17 protein-coding genes are annotated in these 19,457 nt (G+C 36.2%); 7 read left to right on the top strand and 10 right to left on the bottom strand.

The genetic code is table 11. From position 1 onward, the window contains the following. The first annotated feature begins 23 nt into the window (after positions 1-23). Together brnQ1 and RBB48_RS21415 are read left to right on the top strand one after the other, a co-directional pair. Positions 24-1,325 (top strand): branched-chain amino acid transport system II carrier protein BrnQ1, encoded by a 1,302-nt coding sequence (gene brnQ1, locus RBB48_RS21420; RefSeq protein ID WP_088608989.1) that lies wholly within the window; start codon positions 24-26, stop codon positions 1,323-1,325. 136 nt (positions 1,326-1,461) lie between these two features. Beyond that, positions 1,462-3,183 carry a DUF2339 domain-containing protein gene (locus tag RBB48_RS21415; protein WP_088061917.1) on the top strand — a complete coding sequence of 574 codons (1,722 nt, stop codon included), beginning with the start codon at positions 1,462-1,464 and terminating at the stop codon, positions 3,181-3,183. A 35-nt stretch (positions 3,184-3,218) separates the two neighbouring features. Here RBB48_RS21415 and RBB48_RS21410 read toward each other — a convergent pair whose 3' ends face one another. Together RBB48_RS21410 and RBB48_RS21405 are read right to left on the bottom strand one after the other, a co-directional pair. Beyond that, positions 3,219-4,766, bottom strand: a complete 1,548-nt coding sequence (locus RBB48_RS21410) for a DNA-binding protein (protein WP_306008051.1) — start codon at positions 4,764-4,766, stop codon at positions 3,219-3,221. Between the two features lie 181 nt (positions 4,767-4,947). Continuing rightward, on the bottom strand, positions 4,948-6,339 hold the full coding sequence (locus RBB48_RS21405; protein ID WP_098857723.1) for an amino acid permease: 1,392 nt from the start codon (positions 6,337-6,339) through the stop codon (positions 4,948-4,950). Between the two features lie 280 nt (positions 6,340-6,619). On the opposite strand from RBB48_RS21405, the gene RBB48_RS21400 reads away from it, so the two are divergent. From RBB48_RS21400 to RBB48_RS21390, 3 genes are all read left to right on the top strand, one after another. Beyond that, complete coding sequence (locus RBB48_RS21400; protein WP_087983292.1) at positions 6,620-7,912, top strand: NCS2 family permease; 1,293 nt, start codon at positions 6,620-6,622, stop codon at positions 7,910-7,912. Positions 7,913-8,049: 137 nt separating this feature from the next. After that, positions 8,050-8,250, top strand: coding sequence for a helix-turn-helix transcriptional regulator (locus RBB48_RS21395; RefSeq protein ID WP_000301181.1), 201 nt, complete (start codon positions 8,050-8,052; stop codon positions 8,248-8,250). Continuing rightward, complete coding sequence (locus tag RBB48_RS21390; RefSeq protein WP_088608991.1) at positions 8,247-8,675, top strand: hypothetical protein; 429 nt, start codon at positions 8,247-8,249, stop codon at positions 8,673-8,675. The genes RBB48_RS21395 and RBB48_RS21390 overlap by 4 nt, the downstream gene beginning before the upstream one ends. Positions 8,676-8,714: 39 nt before the next feature. Here RBB48_RS21390 and RBB48_RS21385 read toward each other — a convergent pair whose 3' ends face one another. From RBB48_RS21385 to RBB48_RS21350, 8 genes are all read right to left on the bottom strand, one after another. Then, positions 8,715-9,152, bottom strand: coding sequence for a GNAT family N-acetyltransferase (locus RBB48_RS21385; protein ID WP_000633772.1), 438 nt, complete (start codon positions 9,150-9,152; stop codon positions 8,715-8,717). Between the two features lie 14 nt (positions 9,153-9,166). Continuing rightward, positions 9,167-9,424, bottom strand: a complete 258-nt coding sequence (locus RBB48_RS21380; RefSeq protein WP_141542836.1) for a DUF4022 family protein — start codon at positions 9,422-9,424, stop codon at positions 9,167-9,169. A gap of 52 nt (positions 9,425-9,476) precedes the next feature. Beyond that, positions 9,477-11,306 carry a monovalent cation:proton antiporter family protein gene (locus RBB48_RS21375; protein WP_306008050.1) on the bottom strand — a complete coding sequence of 610 codons (1,830 nt, stop codon included), beginning with the start codon at positions 11,304-11,306 and terminating at the stop codon, positions 9,477-9,479. A 283-nt stretch (positions 11,307-11,589) separates the two neighbouring features. Continuing rightward, entirely contained in the window at positions 11,590-11,901 is a 312-nt protein-coding gene (gene qoxD, locus RBB48_RS21370; RefSeq protein ID WP_000372611.1) for a cytochrome aa3 quinol oxidase subunit IV, read from the bottom strand. Further along, the gene (qoxC, locus tag RBB48_RS21365) at positions 11,902-12,504 is read right to left on the bottom strand and encodes a cytochrome aa3 quinol oxidase subunit III (RefSeq protein WP_000729314.1); all 603 of its coding nucleotides are present in this window, start codon (positions 12,502-12,504) and stop codon (positions 11,902-11,904) included. It lies immediately after the preceding gene. 13 nt (positions 12,505-12,517) lie between these two features. Further along, on the bottom strand, positions 12,518-14,452 hold the full coding sequence (qoxB, locus tag RBB48_RS21360; RefSeq protein ID WP_048562936.1) for a cytochrome aa3 quinol oxidase subunit I: 1,935 nt from the start codon (positions 14,450-14,452) through the stop codon (positions 12,518-12,520). A 33-nt stretch (positions 14,453-14,485) separates the two neighbouring features. Beyond that, complete coding sequence (locus RBB48_RS21355) at positions 14,486-15,361, bottom strand: cytochrome aa3 quinol oxidase subunit II (protein ID WP_046957295.1); 876 nt, start codon at positions 15,359-15,361, stop codon at positions 14,486-14,488. A gap of 282 nt (positions 15,362-15,643) precedes the next feature. After that, complete coding sequence (locus tag RBB48_RS21350; RefSeq protein WP_088061927.1) at positions 15,644-17,059, bottom strand: amino acid permease; 1,416 nt, start codon at positions 17,057-17,059, stop codon at positions 15,644-15,646. Between the two features lie 379 nt (positions 17,060-17,438). On the opposite strand from RBB48_RS21350, the gene RBB48_RS21345 reads away from it, so the two are divergent. After that, on the top strand, positions 17,439-18,149 hold the full coding sequence (locus RBB48_RS21345) for a C39 family peptidase (protein WP_088061929.1): 711 nt from the start codon (positions 17,439-17,441) through the stop codon (positions 18,147-18,149). A gap of 132 nt (positions 18,150-18,281) precedes the next feature. Further along, positions 18,282-19,457 (top strand): amidohydrolase, encoded by a 1,176-nt coding sequence (locus RBB48_RS21340; RefSeq protein WP_088061931.1) that lies wholly within the window; start codon positions 18,282-18,284, stop codon positions 19,455-19,457.

The following is a 19,457-nucleotide window of genomic DNA, read 5'->3' as shown; positions in this document are numbered from 1 at the left end:
TGAAATTAAAGAAGGAGAAACAAATGAAATTGTTACAGAAAAAAGAAATTTTACTGATTAGCCTTATGTTATTCTCGATGTTCTTTGGAGCGGGGAATCTTATATTCCCACCTTTCCTTGGGTATGAAGCAGGAGAACATGTGTGGATTTCATTAATAGGATTTATTATATCAGCAACAGGTCTTCCTATATTGGGTGTTATCGCTATTGCGAAAGCGGGAAGCTTTCAAACGTTAGCGGGGAGGGTTCATTCTTCATTCGCCATTATTTTCCCATGTATCGTGTATTTATTTATTGGACCAGGTCTTGGTATACCACGTGCAGGAAGTTTAGCTTTTGAAATGGGACCAGGTCAGTTCTTCACAGAATCGGGAAGTGTAGTTTTATTATGTTACACGGTTATTTTCTTTAGTATTGTGTACTGGTTAAGTTTATCACCGTCTAAATTAATGGGGTTGTTCGGAAAAGTTTTAACACCGTTATTATTAGGGATGATTGCCCTTATTTTTATAAAGAGTATGTTTACATCAGTAGGCAGTGTGAAAGAGGCTGCTGGAAACTATGGACAAGCTCCTATGTTCCAAGGCTTTTTAGATGGATATTTAACAATGGATGCGCTAGCCGCTTTAATTTTTGGGATTGTTATTGCAAATGCTCTTCGTGCAAAAGGTGTTGAAGATGATAAAGGTTTAGCGAAATATATGAGTATTGCTGGAATTGGTGCAGGACTATTATTATCTATTATTTATGTCATACTTGGATATGTTGGTTCAATTAGCGGTTCGTTAGGTACATTTGATAATGGGGCGAACGTGTTAGCGCAAGTTATGACTACATTATTTGGACAAGGCGGAGTCGTTTTATTAGGTCTTATTTTTACGATCGCTTGTTTATGCGTTTCAATCGGGCTTGTTACATCTTGTAGTCAATTTTTCGCAAGTGCATTTCCGAAAGTAGCGTATAAAGTTTGGGCATTTATATTAAGTTTTGCTAGTATGATTTTAGCTAATTTAGGATTAACACAAATTTTAAAAGTATCAGTACCGATTCTTGGATTTATTTATCCAGTTGCATTAACACTCATTATTCTAGGGTTATTCCATAAATATATTGGAAAGTATGCATACGTATATGCAGTAGCTGTTGGGATTGTAGCGGTATTTAGTGCAATCGATATTTTCAATAAAAATGTAATGATGAATCAGTGGACGTCAATATTGAAATACATTCCGTTTTATACAGAAGGTGTTGGATGGATTGTTCCAGCTATTATAGGTGTTTGTATTGGTGTCATCGTTAGTGTTGTTCTAAATAAGAATAAATGAGTAAAAAGGTGTTTTCCTATTTCGGAAGATACCTTTCTTTTTTTAGGAAAAATAGTATTGAAAATGAATAGACTAAGAGTATGATAAAGATAATTGGTAATATATAGATTTTGAATGAATGGTGAGGGGGGAGCGTATGAAGGAGGATTTAAATAAGAAAATAGAAGCGCTCGAAACGGCAATTGAAACAATTCAAGAAGCGCTTTTTGAATTGAAAGCAAAACAAAGAGAAATAGAAGTAGAAAATGCTCAGCAACATGTTAGTAAAGAAAAGAAAGAATATATTGAAACGGTAATGGAGGAAAAGCAAAAAGAAGAAGTAGTTACAATAAAGGAGCCCGTGCAAGAACGTGAGGTAAAACAAGTAGATATATCTGCATTTAAACCAGAACCATTTAATATTATTAAGTTTTGCCAAACTTGGTTGCCACGTATATTTGTCGGCATTATGTTACTTGGAGTAATCTGGTTATTTAAAGCAGGGGTAGATGCTGGATTATTAACACCTGTAATACGAATTGTGTTTGGTATTGTCCTATCAATCGGTTTTTATTATATAGGTGATATTCAAATTAAACGAGAGCGGCAAGCGTTGGGTTTAGTATTAGCAGGAGGAAGTATTACGGGTATAGTTTTAACGACATTTGCGGCGCATTATTTATATGGATTTATTCCAGCAAGTGTTGCGTTTGTATGTAATATTGCATGGGTCATTTTAGGTATTTATGTAGCGAAGAGGTATCAATCGGAATATCTTACTATATTCGTAGCCGTAGGAGCGTTCTTCGTGCCATTCTTATTAAATAGTACGACTCCTAATCCTTATATTTTCTTTGGATATGAGACGATACTAACACTTAGCTTATTATGGTATGCGTTGAAAAATCGTTATCAGTATTTATATATGATTTCTTATGCTGTTGCTGCTATTGTCCTTTTTGTTTTCTTTGCTATTATGTCAATGTTAGTAGAGGATTTGCAAATACAGTTAACGGTTGTTTATGGTTTGATTCACTTACTATTATTTTGGCATATGTTTACGGAGAGAAGTTTTATATTAGAGCCACGCTTGGCGATATTTAGTGCGAATGCAGTTCTCTTTATATTAGCCATTTCAAAAATACCTGAATTTACAACATGGGGATTAATGATTAGTGCACTCGTGCACGCTACTATGTTTGTGTTTGAATATAGGAAGAATAGACATTCTACATTTACAAATCTTTTATTTGGTTTCGCAATGGGTGCATTTAGTTTAGCGATTTTATATGAGTATAGTTTAGTAAATGCAGCGATTGTATTATTATTGCAAGGTTTCCTCGGTATGGTGACTGCTATTAAAGTAAAACAACAGGTGAAATTGTATGTTAGTGCGACGATTTACGCGATTGGAATGATACAAACTATTTTTAGTCCGTTTGATCATTTCATTTCAGCTGGGTTTGTTGCCCATATTATTTTAATAGGTACATTTTATTACTGCATGAAACAAGCGAAAGATGTGTTAAGGAGCTTCGGAAAATATGTTTATTCTATAACGCTCTATTGGTTTATGGTTATCGTATTTATTGCAATTACTAGAGTCGGTGAAGTGCTGTCTACAGATGGAAGTATAATAAGCGTATCTGTATCGTTATTATGGATGGTATATGCATTATTTGCCGTTTGGCTTGGACGGAATAAAAATATGAATGAAATATTGTATGCCGGCTTAGTCGTGTTAGTCGTAACGATAGGGAAGCTATTCCTTCTGGACTTACCAGAAGTATCGATGATGATCAGGGCTGTGTTATTCTTAATTGTAGGAAGTATAGGTATCGTTATTTCAAGAATGTTTTTCTCGAAAGAAGAGAAGTGAGAAGAAGGCAATCCGCATGCGGATTGCCTTCTTCATTATTTCTTATCAATTATTACAGTTTCATTGTATTTCGCTGTCGTATTTTGGCGTAGACGAAGAGTTGCTTGTCCAGCAGTATTTGGATTGATTTGTACATTTACAATCTTCTCAGCAGAACCAAAGCTGTTTGTTGTGAATGAGAAGGCGCTACTATATCCGAAAGTAGATGGCCAAGTGCCGTTTGTATTTTGGACTTTTGCTACTTGTGTGCCGCCAGTCGTGAAGATACCTAAAGAATAGTTATTATAAGTTGTATTAGGTAATAAGTTGTTTACTTGAATCTTTATTTGGAACACTTCATTGTTTGGTAGAATGCTAGGGCGTGTAATCACATAATTGTTTGCTGTTACGGCGCCGTTATATCCGTAGGAACCAGGTTTAAATGTATTTGTATTAAACCATTGGTAACCAGCGTTTGGTGCACTCCAAGGTTCTGGTTGTGGCTCTGTTGATAAGCTTGGTTGTTCAAATGTTTGTAAAGCAGTAGGTGAATCAAGTTGTAAACCGTTTACTTGATCTAAGCTTGTAAATGTCTCTTGTTTCGATAGCCAATTTACGATATTTTCTAGTAAAACAGCATCGTTTTCTTCTTTATAACCATCGTAAGTTTTCTTTGTTTGGCCAGAATCTTCACGAACGTATTTTGGCGTAGCATCTTCAACAGGAGAAGAGTCACCGATAAAGGCAGCTTTTCCAAGTCCTACTTTTGCAATTGCAGCATATGGGCCCTCTGCAACGCCACCGCCGTTATAAACACCACTATCAACAGCGTTATTCCATTTTGATGGGTTTTCTGGAAGATAAACAAGTCCTTTTGCTAGTTTTGGATTTGTAATTGCTAGAGTAGAACCAGCATGCATTGCTACTGATGAAACACCTTGTGTAATTCCGAATGATTGTTCAGGCGAAACAATGTTTTTAGCTGAAACATCACCAAGTGCATTGTAACGGAAGCGAATACCAAAATTATTAGATAGCCAATCGGAACTTTCTACTCCTTGCATAGCTTGTGAGTTTGCTTCTTCGTTAGACATTCCTTTTGCGGGATTTTCCCAAGCACCGCGTCTATATCCATTAAATACTTCAGAAGAGTCCCAGCGGTTTTTATTACGATCTGCATTATAATGATCGGCAATGAAGAAGATACTGCCGCCATTTTTTACATATTGTAACATTGCATCTTGTTCAGATTTTTTGTAAGGAATATTTGCCTCTGGAACGATAAACACGTTGTAATTTTTTAAGTCTTCGTATGTAATAGGTGTTGATTTACGAAGTTCTTTTACATGATATCCATTTTGGGCAATGCCGTTTCCGAAATCAGAAAAGCCGCCATCAATAACCCAGTCAGCTGTCCCTGCAGTTTGACCGTGCGTATTATCAAATAATACTTTCTTCCCATTGTTTTGATTTACAACCTTTGCAGCAATTTCAGGAGCTGGGTCTACTGAGCTTTCGGCATAAGTAGACGGTATGAACGAACTCCCCATACTAAGTGTAATTGCTGTTGCTAAAGAAAATGTAATCCATTTTTTATTCTTCATAGAAGAATCCCCCTAATAATAAATATATGTGCTTTAATAATGTAATTTATTTTTCTGAAAAAATAAAGACAGAAAACGTAAAAAATATTAAAAAATTGTAAAAATACCGTGAATTTTGTTGAGAAATATTTATGTAGACAATAAAAAATCCCTTCCAATTAACAAGGAAGGGATAACTTGTTTAACTAATCTTTGAATTAGGTGTTTCATCAATCTTATGAAACCCTTTCATGTAATACACGATAGCTAAGCCAATAAGCCAAATTGGGCCAACGATTAATGCAATTCGTGTATCTTCTGAATACGCCATTATACATAGTACAAGTGCAAGGAAGCCAAGTGAGAAGTAAGAGCTTAATGGATGTAAAGGCATTTTATACGTTAGCTTGTCTTTTTTCTCAGTTGATAATCCTTTACGGAATTTAATTTGAGCGACTAATATAATTCCCCAGGTCCAAATTGCCCCGAAAGTTGAAATACTAGTCAGCCATGTAAACACTTTTGCGGGCACAAGATAGTTTAATATAACACCAACGAGTAAAACGATAGCTGTTGCTACAATTCCTTGACTCGGAATACCGTTTTTATTTAAACGACCAAATCTTTCAGGTGCTTTCTTTTGCTGAGCTAATGTAAATAGCATACGGCCTGTACTAAATAAACCACCATTACAAGAAGAAAGAGCTGCTGTTAATACGACAAAGTTAATAATCCCTGCTGCTTTTGCGATACCAATTTGCTGGAATGTTAATACGAATGGACTTCCTTTTTCACCAAGTTCATTCCATGGATAAATTGCCATCATAACGAATAGAGCCCCAACGTAGAACAGTAATATTCTCCAAAATACGTTATCGATTGCTTTTGCGAGTGTTTTTTTCGGATTTTGAGCTTCACCCGCTGTAACACCGATTAATTCAACGCCTAAATAAGCGAATAACACCATTTGCATGGAGAGTAGTAACCCAGAAAAACCATTTGGGAACCAGCCACCATGTGACCAAAGGTTTGAAATACCAGTAGCGATACCACCGTTTCCAAATCCGAATAAAATAATACCAGCTCCAACAATTATCATACAGATAATTGTGACAATTTTGATGAGAGCAAACCAAAATTCAAGTTCTCCAAATACCTTTACGGATAAGAAGTTGAAAGCACTCATTAATAATAGAGCGAGTAAAGCCCAAGTCCAGCGCGGGATATCTGGGAACCAGTATTGCATGTAAATGCCAGCTGCTGTAATTTCAGCCATGCAAGTAACAACCCATAAAAACCAGTAGTTCCAGCCAGTAATATAGCCAGCTAGTGGTCCAAGATAATCAGAGGCATATTTACTAAAAGAACCGGCAACAGGTTGTTCAATTGCCATTTCTCCGAGTGCTCGCATAATGAAAAAAATAACGAGTCCGGCGATCATATAACCTAGTAGAATAGAAGGGCCAGCTAGCTTAATAGCAGAAGCAGATCCTAAAAATAGTCCAACGCCAATAGCGGAGCCGAGCGACATTAAAGTAATATGTCGTTCTTTTAAACCGCGGTTTAAAGTTTCAGATTTGTTTGTGTGCTGCATAAGAAGAATCCCCCTTGTAGAGTGAACGATATTTGAATGCGTTTAATAAATATTTAACTATTTCAAATTATAAAACATTTCTATCTGTTATGCTACAAAAATAATCATGATGAACTGTACTACATCTAAACTTGTCAGACTTAAACTTAAAATTCGAACTATTAGCGAATATATTGACTCTTCTTTTTATTGATTGTTAAGATTAAGTATTATATTTTCTCACATACTAGTAAGAAAAGAATATGTGATAATAATTCAGATGTAGGAAGGGTACATAACCATGTTTCAATTACAAAAATATAACACTTCTGTGAAGCAAGAGCTTTTAGCTGGCATCACAACTTTTTTTACATTTGCGTATATTCTTGTCATCAATCCGAAAATATTATCTGATGCAGGTGTACCATTTGATCAAGCTTTTACAGCAACTATTATTGCGACGGTTGTAGGAACGCTATGTATGGCGTTTTTAGCTAACTATCCAATTGTTATTGCTCCAGCTATGGGAATGAATGCGTATTTTGCTTATTCTGTTGTTCAACAGGCAGAGGGGATTACATATGTCATTGCGTTTTCAGCAGTATTTGTAACAGGTATCATTTTTCTTTTATTATCTTTCACTTCATTTAGGCAAAAGCTAATTGTCGCAATTCCTGATAGTTTAAAACATGCAATTGCAGGTGGAATTGGACTATTTATTGCTTTTATTGGATTACGCCTTTCTGGAATTATCGTTGATCATCCATCTAATTTAGTTACGATTGGTGATTTTCATTCTCCAGCCGTTATTTTAACTTTAATTGGTTTAATATTAGCGGCGGTATTAATGGCATTACGTGTGAGCGGTGCATTATTTATTAGTATGATTGTGACAGGAGTTATCGCCTTCTTTACAGGGCAACTGAAGTTTACGGATAAAATTGTTGCGATGCCTCATTTACCAGAGGGAATTATCGTTTCAAACCCAATCAATGCCTTTTCAGATGTAATTGAATACGGATTATATGGTGTTGTATTTTCATTTTTACTTGTACTGTTATTTGATACAACAGGTGCATTACTTGGTTTAATTAAACAAGCGGGTTTAATTACAGATAATACAGAGAAACGTTTTGGTAAAGCGTTTATTGCAGATGCAATTGGTGGGACTACAGGTTCTATCTTTGGAACAAGCCCAACAGCAGCGACGATTGAATCATCAGCTGGTATTGCTGCAGGTGGTAAAACAGGATTAACGGGTATTGTAGTTGTCGGTCTAACGATTATAACGGCATTCTTCAGCCCTGTGATTGCTTCTTTATCAAGTGTAGCCGCTATTACAGCTCCTTCATTAATTATTGTAGGTAGTCTAATGGCGCAAAGTCTTCGTGATATTAATTGGAATGAATTTGAAGATGCATTACCAGCATTTTTAATTTTTATCGGTATTCCGTTAACGTCTAGCATTGCGAATGGAATTGCAATTGGATTTTTAGTGTATCCAGTCTTAAAAATTGTGAAAGGGAAAGGGATGGAAGTACATCCGTTACTATACTTATTTACAATTTTATTTGGATGTCATTTATTCTTATAATATAGATATAGAAGAGGGAGCTTCTTATGGGAGGCTCTTTTTTTGTGTATAATAAAGTAAAAATCAAACGATTTTAGTAAAATATAAATTACCTAATGGAATATATATGTTACAATAAAGGCAGAGGAGGAACATGAATGGCTGTAAGTAAAATAAAAGTCGCGCGTGTTCAGTTAGATTTAACACAGCAACAATTAGCAGAAAAAGTAGGCGTTACAAGGCAAACGATTAGTTTAATTGAGAAGGGGAAATACAACCCGTCTTTAGATTTATGTTTGAAAATTTGTTATGCGGTAGACAAAACACTGAATGATTTATTTTGGGAGGAAGAGGAGTGAGGATTGTGAAAGATGAACGTTTAATGATTGAGGGGCTAAAACATATTAGACTCGTTTTCATCTTACAAAATATCGTCATACTAGGTATCGTTTTTTATCGCTACGTTTTGCAAGGTGCAGGATATGAAAGTGTTTCGGATTTATTAATGGTATTTATGGGCGGGATCGTAGTCATTAACTTCTTAAATTTAAAACATTCTGTAGAGGCATATGAGCATACAGGTGGAGTATCACGCAGCTATTTTATGAAATTATTATTTATTCCAGTAGGTATTGTTATTGGAATTTTAGCTATTTGTATTATTGTAACACCAGATATTGCTATAAAGGAAATTAGTATGACAGGACTTATTATGTTTGCTTGTTTTTTAGTTCCTAGTTTGTTTATATACATATATATGAGAAAAATAAAAAGTGAAGATTGAAATATAAGAAAAGCTTTCTCATATTGCGGAAAGCTTTTCTTATATTCTTTTATACAGTACTTTATGAAGGCCAATCGGTTCAATTTCAAAGATTTCACCATGTTCCTGAAAGCCTAAGCGCTTGTAATAGTCAGCTACAGTAATTCGGCCATTACACCATAATATATTTGCTTTACGTTCTTGCAAGACTTGCTCCGCCTTCTGAATTAAGGAACTTCCAGCACGTTTGTTTCGAAATTCAGGTAATGTGGCCATTCCTCGTAGACGATAATGAACACCTGCTAGTAAGTCAGGGTATATCTCTTTTGAGAAGGAAGCGATACTAATTAGTTCATCGTTTATAAATGCGCCTAAGTGAAAGGTGTCTGTTTCATAGTCGGAAGAGTATTTACAATCTGCTAATGTTTGATTCGGGCGTAAAATTTTTTGACGTAATACGTAAGTTTCAGATCCCTCAATATTTTTCACGGTAATCATATTAACATCCTTTCTTATAAGGCGTTTTCTGTTAGTTGTATAAAGAAATAGGCAGGTGCGGCGAAAAGTCCGAGTATGCTAGCAATTCCGAGAAGGAGTGAAAGTAAGAGGCAAGAGTATTTTATTCCATTCGATTTTTTCCATCCGTAACTACAAATTTCAATGCTAACACCGATGAGAATAATGGCAACGAGTATTTCCGCCAATAATAAAAGAGCTAAAGTTACAATAGACATAATGTGATCCATCCTCATAATATGTGATAGTAACATTTTACCATATGGAATGGAAAAAAATGCCCCTCAATTATGTAAGGGGCATTTTTTATTCTAATATGTTTTTCAACGTATCAATATGTTCTTTTGAACCTGTGACAAGCAATGTATCACCATGTTGTAGTCTCGTATCACCATGCGGGATTAATGCTTTATTACCGCGGTAAATTTGAATGACGAGTACATCCCCTAAAAACGGAAGGCGACGTAGTGCAACACCGTTATATGTATTGCTACGTAGTTCAACTTCACGAACTGTTTCATTTGCTGTTGTAATTAAGCGAACGAGACTCGGTTTATCAATTAGTGCACGTAACAGAATACGTGTAGAGTTAATTGTTGAGAATACGGCGATATGTTCTTGCGTTGCTTTTTCTTGTAGAAGTGGATCTTCTACACTTGCAATAACATGTTCAACACCTAGATCTTTTGCGTGTTCCGCCAATAATAAGTTTTGTTCATCATCACTTGTTGCAACAACAACGCGGTCTGCGTTAAATGCTGTTTGTTCAGTTAATGAAGCGATTGTGATGTCATCTAATTTTACGATAGGGAAGTCATGTGATTTCGCTTCCTCATCATTTATTTTATTTTGACGCATCATATAAAGTGTTACGTCATAATCTTCTCGTTTTAAATCAAGTGATAACGGAAGGGTAATTCTGCTCGCACCAATAATAGAAACTTTTGGTTTTGGTGTTTCTACTTTTGGGAACATCTTTTTAAATAATATAGGTGCAAAAATACAAGTAATAACTGCGCTTAAAATAAGGGAAGCAGATAAACTCGGACTGATGATTCCTAGTTTTTCACCAATTTGTGCAGCTGCAATAACTAAAGAAAGTGTCGATGTTAATAAGATGGCACTTCCTAGTACGATATTACGTGGATACCATTTTCGTAAGACGAGTGATGGTAACAGTTTTGAGATAAAGAGTCCTACAATTAAAATTGGGATCATTAGCATGCTAGAAGGTTCTTTAAAAATAGACCAAACTTCTAGATTCACACCAACCATTACGAAGAAAATAGGGATGAAGAAACCGTAGCCGATGGAATCCAGTTTTTCAATCATATCTTCATTTGGTGATAATAACGATACGAGTACCCCTGCTAAGAAGGCACCTAAAATATTTTCAGCTCCAACAGATTCAGATAACCCAACTAATATTAAGATGAGTGCAAAAACAGCTCGTGTATCAATTTGTACACTACCAGCTTTTAAGCTATCTAAGTATGGAATGTTTTTAAAGCGTTTTGCAATGAAGTAAATAACAATACCAGCGCCGAATAGAAGAAGAAGGAGCCACATGCTTTGGCCGCTTTCGGAATTTAATCCGACGAATACAGCGAGTAAAATCATTGTAACTAAATCTGCAATAACAGCGACTAATAAAATGATTTGTCCGATTGCCGTTTTTCCTAAGTTATTTTCTTTTAATGTTGGTACAACAACACCTAAAGAAATAGTTGAAATAATTAAAGTCATAAACATTGCATTATCCACGAATCCTAGCCATACGAACAGTAATGATAGGACATAAGATAAGATGAAAATAAATAAGAAGATAATGCTTGCTGCTTGGAATGTGTTTGGTTCGTTTGTCGTATTCTTTTTCCCTTTTTGTTTAAAGATAGAAAAATCAATTTCTAAACCGCTTAAGAACATTAAGAAGATAAATCCTAGTGTCGATAAGACTTGAAGCCACATATCTGGCTCAATAATATTAAACCCACTTTTACCTACAAAGATTCCTGCGATGATTTCTGCAACAACGACAGGAAGTGCTTTTAATTTAAAGCGTTGTAACAAAAGGGGAACGAAAAACGCGATTGCAACGACAACCATAAGTGATAGAACAGAAGTATGATGTTCCATTGCGTTCTCTCCCTTCAAATAAATATAGTACCTATTTAGCCATATAATAGGTAGAAAAGCAACGCATATGGATTCGATTTCATAAAGAAAGAGTTTTCTTAAGATTTGTCATAATAAGTATATTTTTCATGATTCTGTTGTTAATTTCGTAATGTGGATGTAATAGGGGAGGGGATAAAGTGAAGGCTTTTACGGGCAGTTGATCCCCCTGGGGTCTTACTGCTCGTTAATGAGGGATAAAAAAAAGACTGCTGAGGAATCTCAGCAGTCTTTTTCATATACATTACATTGAGAAGAAGATCCATACAGTTAAACCAACTGTTGCAGTTGCAACGAAGAAACTGTATATCATTGTAAGGATTTGAACTCTTCCTTCTCCTTCTTTTAAATGCATGAACATAATTAATTGTAACAACGCTTGCGCAACAGCCATTACGATAATAGTTGTTAAGATCGTTGAAAGTGGCAAGTTTGTATAAAGTGCCACGTATAACGCTAGAAACGTTAGTGCAAGCGATAAAATAAATCCGAAAACGTGTGACCAAGGGAATCCGCTATGCGCATGCCCGTTTGCTTGGTTGTTATTTTGATCCATTTACGCCACCATCCCGTTCAAGTAAACTAGTGTGTAAATAAATACCCAAACTAGATCAAGGAAATGCCAATATAAGCTGATAATGAATACTTTACGCGCTGTAACTGGTGTTAAACCTCGTTTTAAAATTTGGATAATAACACAAGTTGCCCAAATGATACCGCCTGTTACGTGGGCACCATGTGTTCCAAGAAGAACGAAGAATGCAGATAGGAAAGCACTTGTTTGAATTGTTGCGCCTTCACCGATGTACATAATGAACTCTTCGATTTCAAAGAATAGGAAACCTGCACCTAAAAGTAATGTAAGGATGAACCATCCAAGCATTGCTTTTTGGTTGTGCTTACGCATTTCGTGAATTACGATACCACATGTGAAACTACTTGTTAAAAGTAGTAATGTTTGAATTAAAAGCGTTTTAAGTTCAAACAGTTGCGCTGGGGTTGGGCCATCTGCCGTACGACCAGCAAGTACTAGATAAGAGGCGAAAAGTGTTGCGAACAGCATAATTTCAGCCCCAAGAAAAATCCAAAATCCTAGGATATTCAATCTGCTTTGCTCGGATTGATATTCCAAAGGTAAGCTTTTATCTAAAGCCGCCATATCATTTCACCTCTCATGCTATATGTTCTGTTTCTTTAATTTCATCAACGCTTACGTAGTAGCCATCATCATAATCGAACGAACGATAGATTAAGCAAGCTAAAATACCAACGCCGCCGATTGCTGCAAGCCAGAACCAGCTAAATACTAATGCGAAACCTGCAAGACCGAAGAATAAAGACGCAATAATAGGCACACCAGAGTTACTTGGCATGTGAATTGGTTTTAAATCTTCTGCTGCTGGTGTAACTGTTTCTCCGCGTTTTTTCATGTACCAGAAAGCATCAGCTTCTTTGATTTCAGGAAGTTTCGCGAAGTTGTAATGTTGTACAGGAGATTGAGTTGCCCATTCAAGTGTACGGCCATCCCATGGATCTCCAGTTGTGTCACGTTCACCGTGACGAGCACTCCAAATTACGTTGTAACAAAGAATTAGGAAACCAATACCCATCATTACCGCACCAACAGATGCGATTTGGTTTAGCCATCCCCATCCAAGACTTTCAGAGTAAGTGTACATACGACGAGTCATACCGTCTAAACCTAAGAAGTACATTGGGAAGAAACAGATATTGAATCCGCTCATAAAGATCCAGAATGTCCATTTACCTAGGCGTTCGTTTAACATATGACCAGTCATTTTTGGATACCAGAATGTGAATCCAGCAAGCATAGCGAATACTGTACCTGCGATTAATACGTAGTGGAAGTGAGCAATTAGGAAGTAGCTGTTATGGTACTGATAATCAGCTGCTGCCATACCAAGCATAACCCCTGTAACCCCACCGACTACGAAGTTTGGAATAAATGCCAATGACCAAAGCATTGGAACTGTAAAACGAATACGTCCTTTATACAGTGTAAACAACCAGTTAAAGATCTTAACCCCGGTTGGAATCGAAATCGCCATTGTCGAAATCGAGAAGAATGAGTTAACCGCTGGACCTGCACCCATCGTGAAGAAGTGATGAAGCCATACGACGAAACTTAGTAAAGAAATTGCAACCATTGAGTATACCATCGCACTGTAACCGAATAGACGTTTACGTGAGAATGTACTAATGATTTCAGAGAAAATACCGAATGCCGGTAAAATAACGATATATACTTCAGGGTGACCCCATACCCAGAATAGGTTGGCCCATAACATTGGCATACCGCCGCTCGCCATCGTAAAGAAGTGAGCATCGAATAGACGGTCAAATGTCATTAATGCAAGAGCAACTGTTAATACTGGGAAAGCGAAAATAATGATAACTGTTGTAATTAAGATTGACCAAGTAAACATTGGCATTCTCATTAAAGTCATACCAGGTGTACGCATTTTTAAGATAGTAACAAGGAAGTTAATACCGGTCATTAGCGTACCGAGACCTGAAATCTGTAATGCAATTGCGTAGTAGTTATTTCCTACACCAGAAGTAAACTCTGTACCTGCCATTGGGAAGTAAGAAGTCCACCCAGCGTCTGGAGAACCACCGATTACGAAAGCGATGTTAAATAACATTGCTCCGACGAAGAATAACCAGAAACTTAAAGCATTTAAGAACGGATATGCAACGTCACGAGCACCAATTTGTAATGGTACTACAAGGTTCATTAATCCCATAACGAATGGCATCGCCATGAAAAGAATCATAACTGTACCGTGTGTTGTGAAGATTCCGTTATAGTGTTCAGCATTTAAATAAGTTGTTTCTGGGAATGTTAACTGTGCACGGATCATTAAACCGTCCATACCACCACGGAATAACATGATAACCGCAGAGATAATATACATGGCCCCAATCTTTTTATGGTCAACAGTTGTTAACCATTCGTCCCAAAGCCATTTCCATTTTTTATACTTTGTTAGTACGAAAATGATTGCTAATGTCACAAGAACGATAGAAGCGTCTGCACCGTAAATAATCGGGTCACCTGTGACAAAGAATTCATCAAGCTTCACTGTGTTCACTCCAATCTGTTGGAATAATAGCTATTATTTTTTGTTTTTGTAGTAGTTGTAATCACAATATTCAAGTGATTTTGGATCTACATAACTTAAGTGGTGACTAGAGAATGTCATACGACCAACTACACCAGGTTTAACAATTTCGTTGTACTTATCTTCTGTTAGTTTAGGAGCAGTTTGTTGTACTTCTTTAACCCACTTGTCATATTTCTCTTTAGTTTTTGCTTCAACTTCGAACTCCATATGTGTGAATCCTTCACCAGAGAAGTTCGCACTACGGCCTAGGTAAGAACCAGGCTTATCAGCTTGTAAATAAAGATCCATAATCATGCCATCCATAGTGTACTTCATACCACCAAGTTCTGGTACCCAGAAAGCATTCATTGGACCGACAGAAGTCAGTTTGAATTGAATTGGTACACCAGCTGGGATGTTTAAATAGTTAACGGTTTCAATTTTTTCCTCTGGGTAACTGAATAACCATTTCCAGTTTGCAGATGTAACATAAATCTCAACTGGTTTAATATGTTTGGACTCTGCCGGAACCTCTTCCGAAGCATACGTTGCTTTTACTGTTGGAATCGATAATGCGATAACGATAATAACAGGAACAAGCGTCCAAATAATTTCTAATAATGTGTTACCGTGTTGTTCAGGTGGCTCGTAGTCCATATTCTCTGGTTTTTCACGATAACGAATCAAGATGACTGTAAACAAGATGAATACAATTGCGATAATTAATGACATAAGCAAGAATGACCAAACAATTAAATCATACTGTGCTTTTGCAACAGGTCCTTGCGGATTTAATACTGCGAGTTTCTTATCACAGCCGCCGAGGAACAGAAGTAATGATAACGGAAGAAGCGAAGCCAGCTTCCAAAACGTTTTCTTTAGTTGCACGATTGAAAATCTCCTTTCTCCTTGGATTGAAACTATGCCAATAAAACAATATAAACCTATTAATTTATAGATGGCAATAGTTTTTGTGATATTGTTAAAAAATAGACACAAATGCACACTTTTTAAGGTGAATATCATTTGTAACTTGATAACATTGTAAACTATTTTCCAGTGAAAAACGTGATTGTGGAAATTTTAAGATAAATAAAGTTATACCAAGATATCCAAGAAATAGAAAAAAGCTATCTTATGATAAGAAAGATAGCTGAATATTTTGTATATTTAGTTTACTTCTTTTTTTAGATTTATTTGTTGTTCAAATGTGACAACTTTTTTATATTTTAATTGGTATAAAATGTAACAAAAAATCATAAATGGAATACCACAATAAAGAGCAATTCTCTGATCTGGAATGAAAGCTAAACTAACAAATGTAATGAAATTGAGGGAGAATGCTACGATTGGAACGATTGGATAAAGCGGTGTGCGATATTTTAAATCATTAATGTCCCCGCCGTTTTTTAAGAAATTTCTACGGAAGAAAAACTGTGAAGCTGCGATTGACATCCAAACTACGACAGCGGCCATAGCTGCAATAGATGTTAAAACTAAAAAGACAGTATCTGCCGCAAATATACTTGTTAATAGAGACAAACTTGCAAAAATTAGACTGAAAATTAATGCGTTTAGTGGCACTCCTTTTTTAGTTAACTTCGTAAAAGCTGGACTTGCCATTCCTTGTTTTGCCATCGCCCAAAGCATACGAGAATTTGCGTATAGACCAGAGTTGGCTACGGATAATACTGCTGTAATAATAACAAAGTTCATAATGTCAGCTGCATATGGAACACCAGCCACATCAAATATAAGTACAAATGGACTTTCGACTAGATTAGCCTCTTGCCATGGGAGTAAACCTACAACAACTGATATTGCTAGGACGAAGAAGAAGAGAGTTCGCCAAATGGTATTTTTAATCGCTTTTGGAATTGTTTTCTCAGGGTTTTCACTTTCTCCTGAAGCAATTCCGATTAATTCTGTTCCTTGGAAGGAGTAATTTACTGTAATCATCGTAAGAAGAACAGCTAATGCACCGTTTGGAAATAATCCGCCATTTTCAGTGAAATTGTGAAGCATTGGCGCTGGTTTTCCATTAAAGTCTAGTAGACCGAACATAACTGCACCACCGAGTACGATGAAAATAACAATGGTTGCGACTTTTACACTTGCGAACCAAAATTCTGCTTCTGCATATGCTTTTGCTGATAATGCGTTTACAAGAAAGAGTGCTGCTGCAAATGTAACACACCAAATCCACGAAGAAACGTCTGGAAACCAACGTTTCATTAAAATACTTACAGTTGTTAACTCTACCCCAACTGTAACAGCCCAATTTAACCAATACATCCAACCGACAACAAATCCAAAACCAGGTGAAATAAATTTGCTTGCATAGCTTTGGAATGAACCTGCTTCTGGCATAGCAACTGATAATTCACCAAGACATAACATCGTTAAATACATAACAAATCCACCGACTAAAAATGCAAGAATAGCACCACCAGGACCGGCATTATGGACGATTTGACCAGATCCCATAAATAGGCCAGTTCCGATAACACCACCAAGTGCAATCATAAATAGGTGTCTACTTTTCATTGTTCGTTTTAAATCTGTTTGTTCTACTTGTTGATTCATATGCCCCTCACCCCGTTATTTTCTTGTATGTATGAATTGATTTTCATTCCGAGTTTTTAATCATTAGTGGGGGATGTGACACATACTCGGCTTATTTATTATGAAATGAATGGAGTATGTAAAATGCGAACTATGACTAAATACTCTAAGAATGTTTTTATTAACAAGGTGATATCTTCACTATGTTAATTATTTTGATTTTAGCAAAAATATTCAGAAAAGTATATTGTTTTTTCTTTTTATTAAAAATAATTAGAATTTTATAACGATGTAAGTGTGAACAATAATTCATAGAATCTTTCTAGCAAACTAGTAAGAAGAAAGGTACAATGATAAGAGGTATGTCTGTAAAATAATAATTAATGGAGTTTTGTTTAAAATGAAAAAGTTAAAATATCTTTTTGTTTTTGGAATTATATTTGCTGCCGCGTTTTTTATAGGGAAAGATAAAATTATACAAAAGGCGCAAGTGTTCCGTTTAGAGTTTTTATCTGAAATGAAAGAAGCGACTATGATTGAAAATGTTCCGTTTATAAAGCAGTTACCAGAATTACCTCGTGGATGTGAAGTTACAAGTTTGGCTATGTTGCTACAATACAAAGGTATACAAGTAGATAAGATGCAACTTGCTAGCGAAATTCATCGTGTTCCATTTGAACAAAATGGTTTACGTGGAAATCCTTATGAGGGGTTCGTTGGAAATATTTATACGAAGACAGAGCCAGGATATGGTGTATATAATCAACCCATTTTTAATTTAGCAGAAAAATATGCTCCTGAAAAAGTAGTTAATTTAACAGGTAGAGACGTGCAAGATATGTATAAAGTAGTTAGTTCCGGTTCGCCAGTATGGGTCATTATTAATACAACGTTTAAGCCACTAGCCGAGAGTAGTTTTGAAACATGGAATACAAGCTCTGGCGAAGTGAAAATTACATATTATGAACATAGTGTAGTAATAGTTGGGTATGATCAAAACTTTGTATATGTAAATGATCCACTTAAAAATAATCCGCGTTTTGCTGTTCCGCGAGCAGAGTTTGAGAAAGCTTGGGAGCAAATGGGGAAACAAGCGATTACTATTTTATAATACTGAAAAAGTCATCTTTTTGATGGCTTTTTATTTTTAAGTTATTATAACTGAGAATTCAGAAGATTCTTTTAAAAGTTAATGATTCACGCTATAATAACATTTAACTTGGTGAAGAAGGGGCGAAGAGAAATGGATGTTGCAAAGGAACTGGTTTTATCGAAAAATCAATTAATTGAGTGGAGAAGGCATTTTCATAAGTATCCAGAGTTATCTTTTCAAGAAGAAAAAACATCACAGTTTGTATTCGATATACTTCAAAAAATCCCATATTTAGAAGTGTCAAGACCTACTAAATATAGTGTAATGGCAAGGTTAATTGGTAAGCAACCTGGTAAAACCATCGCGGTTCGTGCTGACATGGACGCGCTTCCTATTCATGAAGAAAATGAGTTTGATTTTATTTCTACATATCCAGGTGTGATGCATGCATGTGGCCATGATGGACATATAGCGATATTACTTGGGGTCGTACATAAGTTAGTAGAAGAAAGAGAGAAGATTAAAGGAGAGATTCGTTTTCTCTTCCAACATGCAGAAGAAAACTTTCCTGGCGGTGCAGAGGAAATGGTTGCAGCGGGTGTAATGGAATGTGTGGATTATATTATTGGTGCTCACCTTTGGGCATCGTTAGAGGTTGGTAAAATAGGTGTAATTTATGGTCCTGCAATGGCAGCCCCAGATGTTTTTAAAATTACGATAGAAGGAAAAGGTGGACATGCTGGAATCCCTCATGAAACGGTTGATAGCATTGCAATCGGTACACAAGTTGTTTCGCAACTTCAGCACATTGTATCTCGCCTCACGAATCCATTAGATCCCCTTGTAGTATCTGTTACGCAATTTCATGCTGGGACAACCCATAATGTGATCCCAGAACAAGCGGAGATTGAAGGGACAGTGCGGAGTTTAAGACATGAGTTGCGAGAAGAAACAGAGAAAAGGATTGAACGAATTGTGAAGCATGTGACGGAATCTTACGGGGCGAAATATACATTTTCTTATGAATATGGATATCGACCAGTAGTAAATGATTATGAAGTTACAGAGATTATTGAGCAAACAGCATTACAGCTTTATGGAAGAGAGCAAGTTACTCGTTTACAGCCGACGATGGCTGGAGAAGATTTTTCAGCGTTTTTACAAAAGGCGCCAGGTACATTCTTTTTTATCGGAGCGGGAAATAACGAGAAAGGAATTATATATCCTCACCATCATCCTCGTTTTACGATTGATGAAGATGCATTACCGATTGGCGTGGAAGTCTTTGTATCATCCATTATGAATTTTATAAGTAAAGGAGAATGA

The sequence above is a fragment of the Bacillus sp. MMSF_3353 genome, from assembly GCF_030733445.1.
Classification (GTDB): Bacteria; Bacillota; Bacilli; order Bacillales; family Bacillaceae_G; genus Bacillus_A; species Bacillus_A wiedmannii.
This window is presented reverse-complemented; position numbering and strand designations above follow the sequence as displayed.

Coding starts and splice junctions, on each gene's coding strand:
- RBB48_RS21405 (WP_098857723.1), bottom strand. CDS start 6,339: ATGCAGCACACAAACAAATCTGAAACTTTAAACCGCGGTTTAAAAGAA.
- RBB48_RS21385 (WP_000633772.1), bottom strand. CDS start 9,152: ATGATTACCGTGAAAAATATTGAGGGATCTGAAACTTACGTATTACGT.
- RBB48_RS21410 (WP_306008051.1), bottom strand. CDS start 4,766: ATGAAGAATAAAAAATGGATTACATTTTCTTTAGCAACAGCAATTACA.
- RBB48_RS21400 (WP_087983292.1), top strand. CDS start 6,620: ATGTTTCAATTACAAAAATATAACACTTCTGTGAAGCAAGAGCTTTTA.
- RBB48_RS21380 (WP_141542836.1), bottom strand. CDS start 9,424: ATGTTACTATCACATATTATGAGGATGGATCACATTATGTCTATTGTA.
- RBB48_RS21395 (WP_000301181.1), top strand. CDS start 8,050: ATGGCTGTAAGTAAAATAAAAGTCGCGCGTGTTCAGTTAGATTTAACA.
- RBB48_RS21340 (WP_088061931.1), top strand. CDS start 18,282: ATGGATGTTGCAAAGGAACTGGTTTTATCGAAAAATCAATTAATTGAG.
- RBB48_RS21375 (WP_306008050.1), bottom strand. CDS start 11,306: ATGGAACATCATACTTCTGTTCTATCACTTATGGTTGTCGTTGCAATC.
- qoxC (WP_000729314.1), bottom strand. CDS start 12,504: ATGGCGGCTTTAGATAAAAGCTTACCTTTGGAATATCAATCCGAGCAA.
- RBB48_RS21350 (WP_088061927.1), bottom strand. CDS start 17,059: ATGAATCAACAAGTAGAACAAACAGATTTAAAACGAACAATGAAAAGT.
- RBB48_RS21415 (WP_088061917.1), top strand. CDS start 1,462: ATGAAGGAGGATTTAAATAAGAAAATAGAAGCGCTCGAAACGGCAATT.
- qoxD (WP_000372611.1), bottom strand. CDS start 11,901: ATGGATCAAAATAACAACCAAGCAAACGGGCATGCGCATAGCGGATTC.
- RBB48_RS21345 (WP_088061929.1), top strand. CDS start 17,439: ATGAAAAAGTTAAAATATCTTTTTGTTTTTGGAATTATATTTGCTGCC.
- brnQ1 (WP_088608989.1), top strand. CDS start 24: ATGAAATTGTTACAGAAAAAAGAAATTTTACTGATTAGCCTTATGTTA.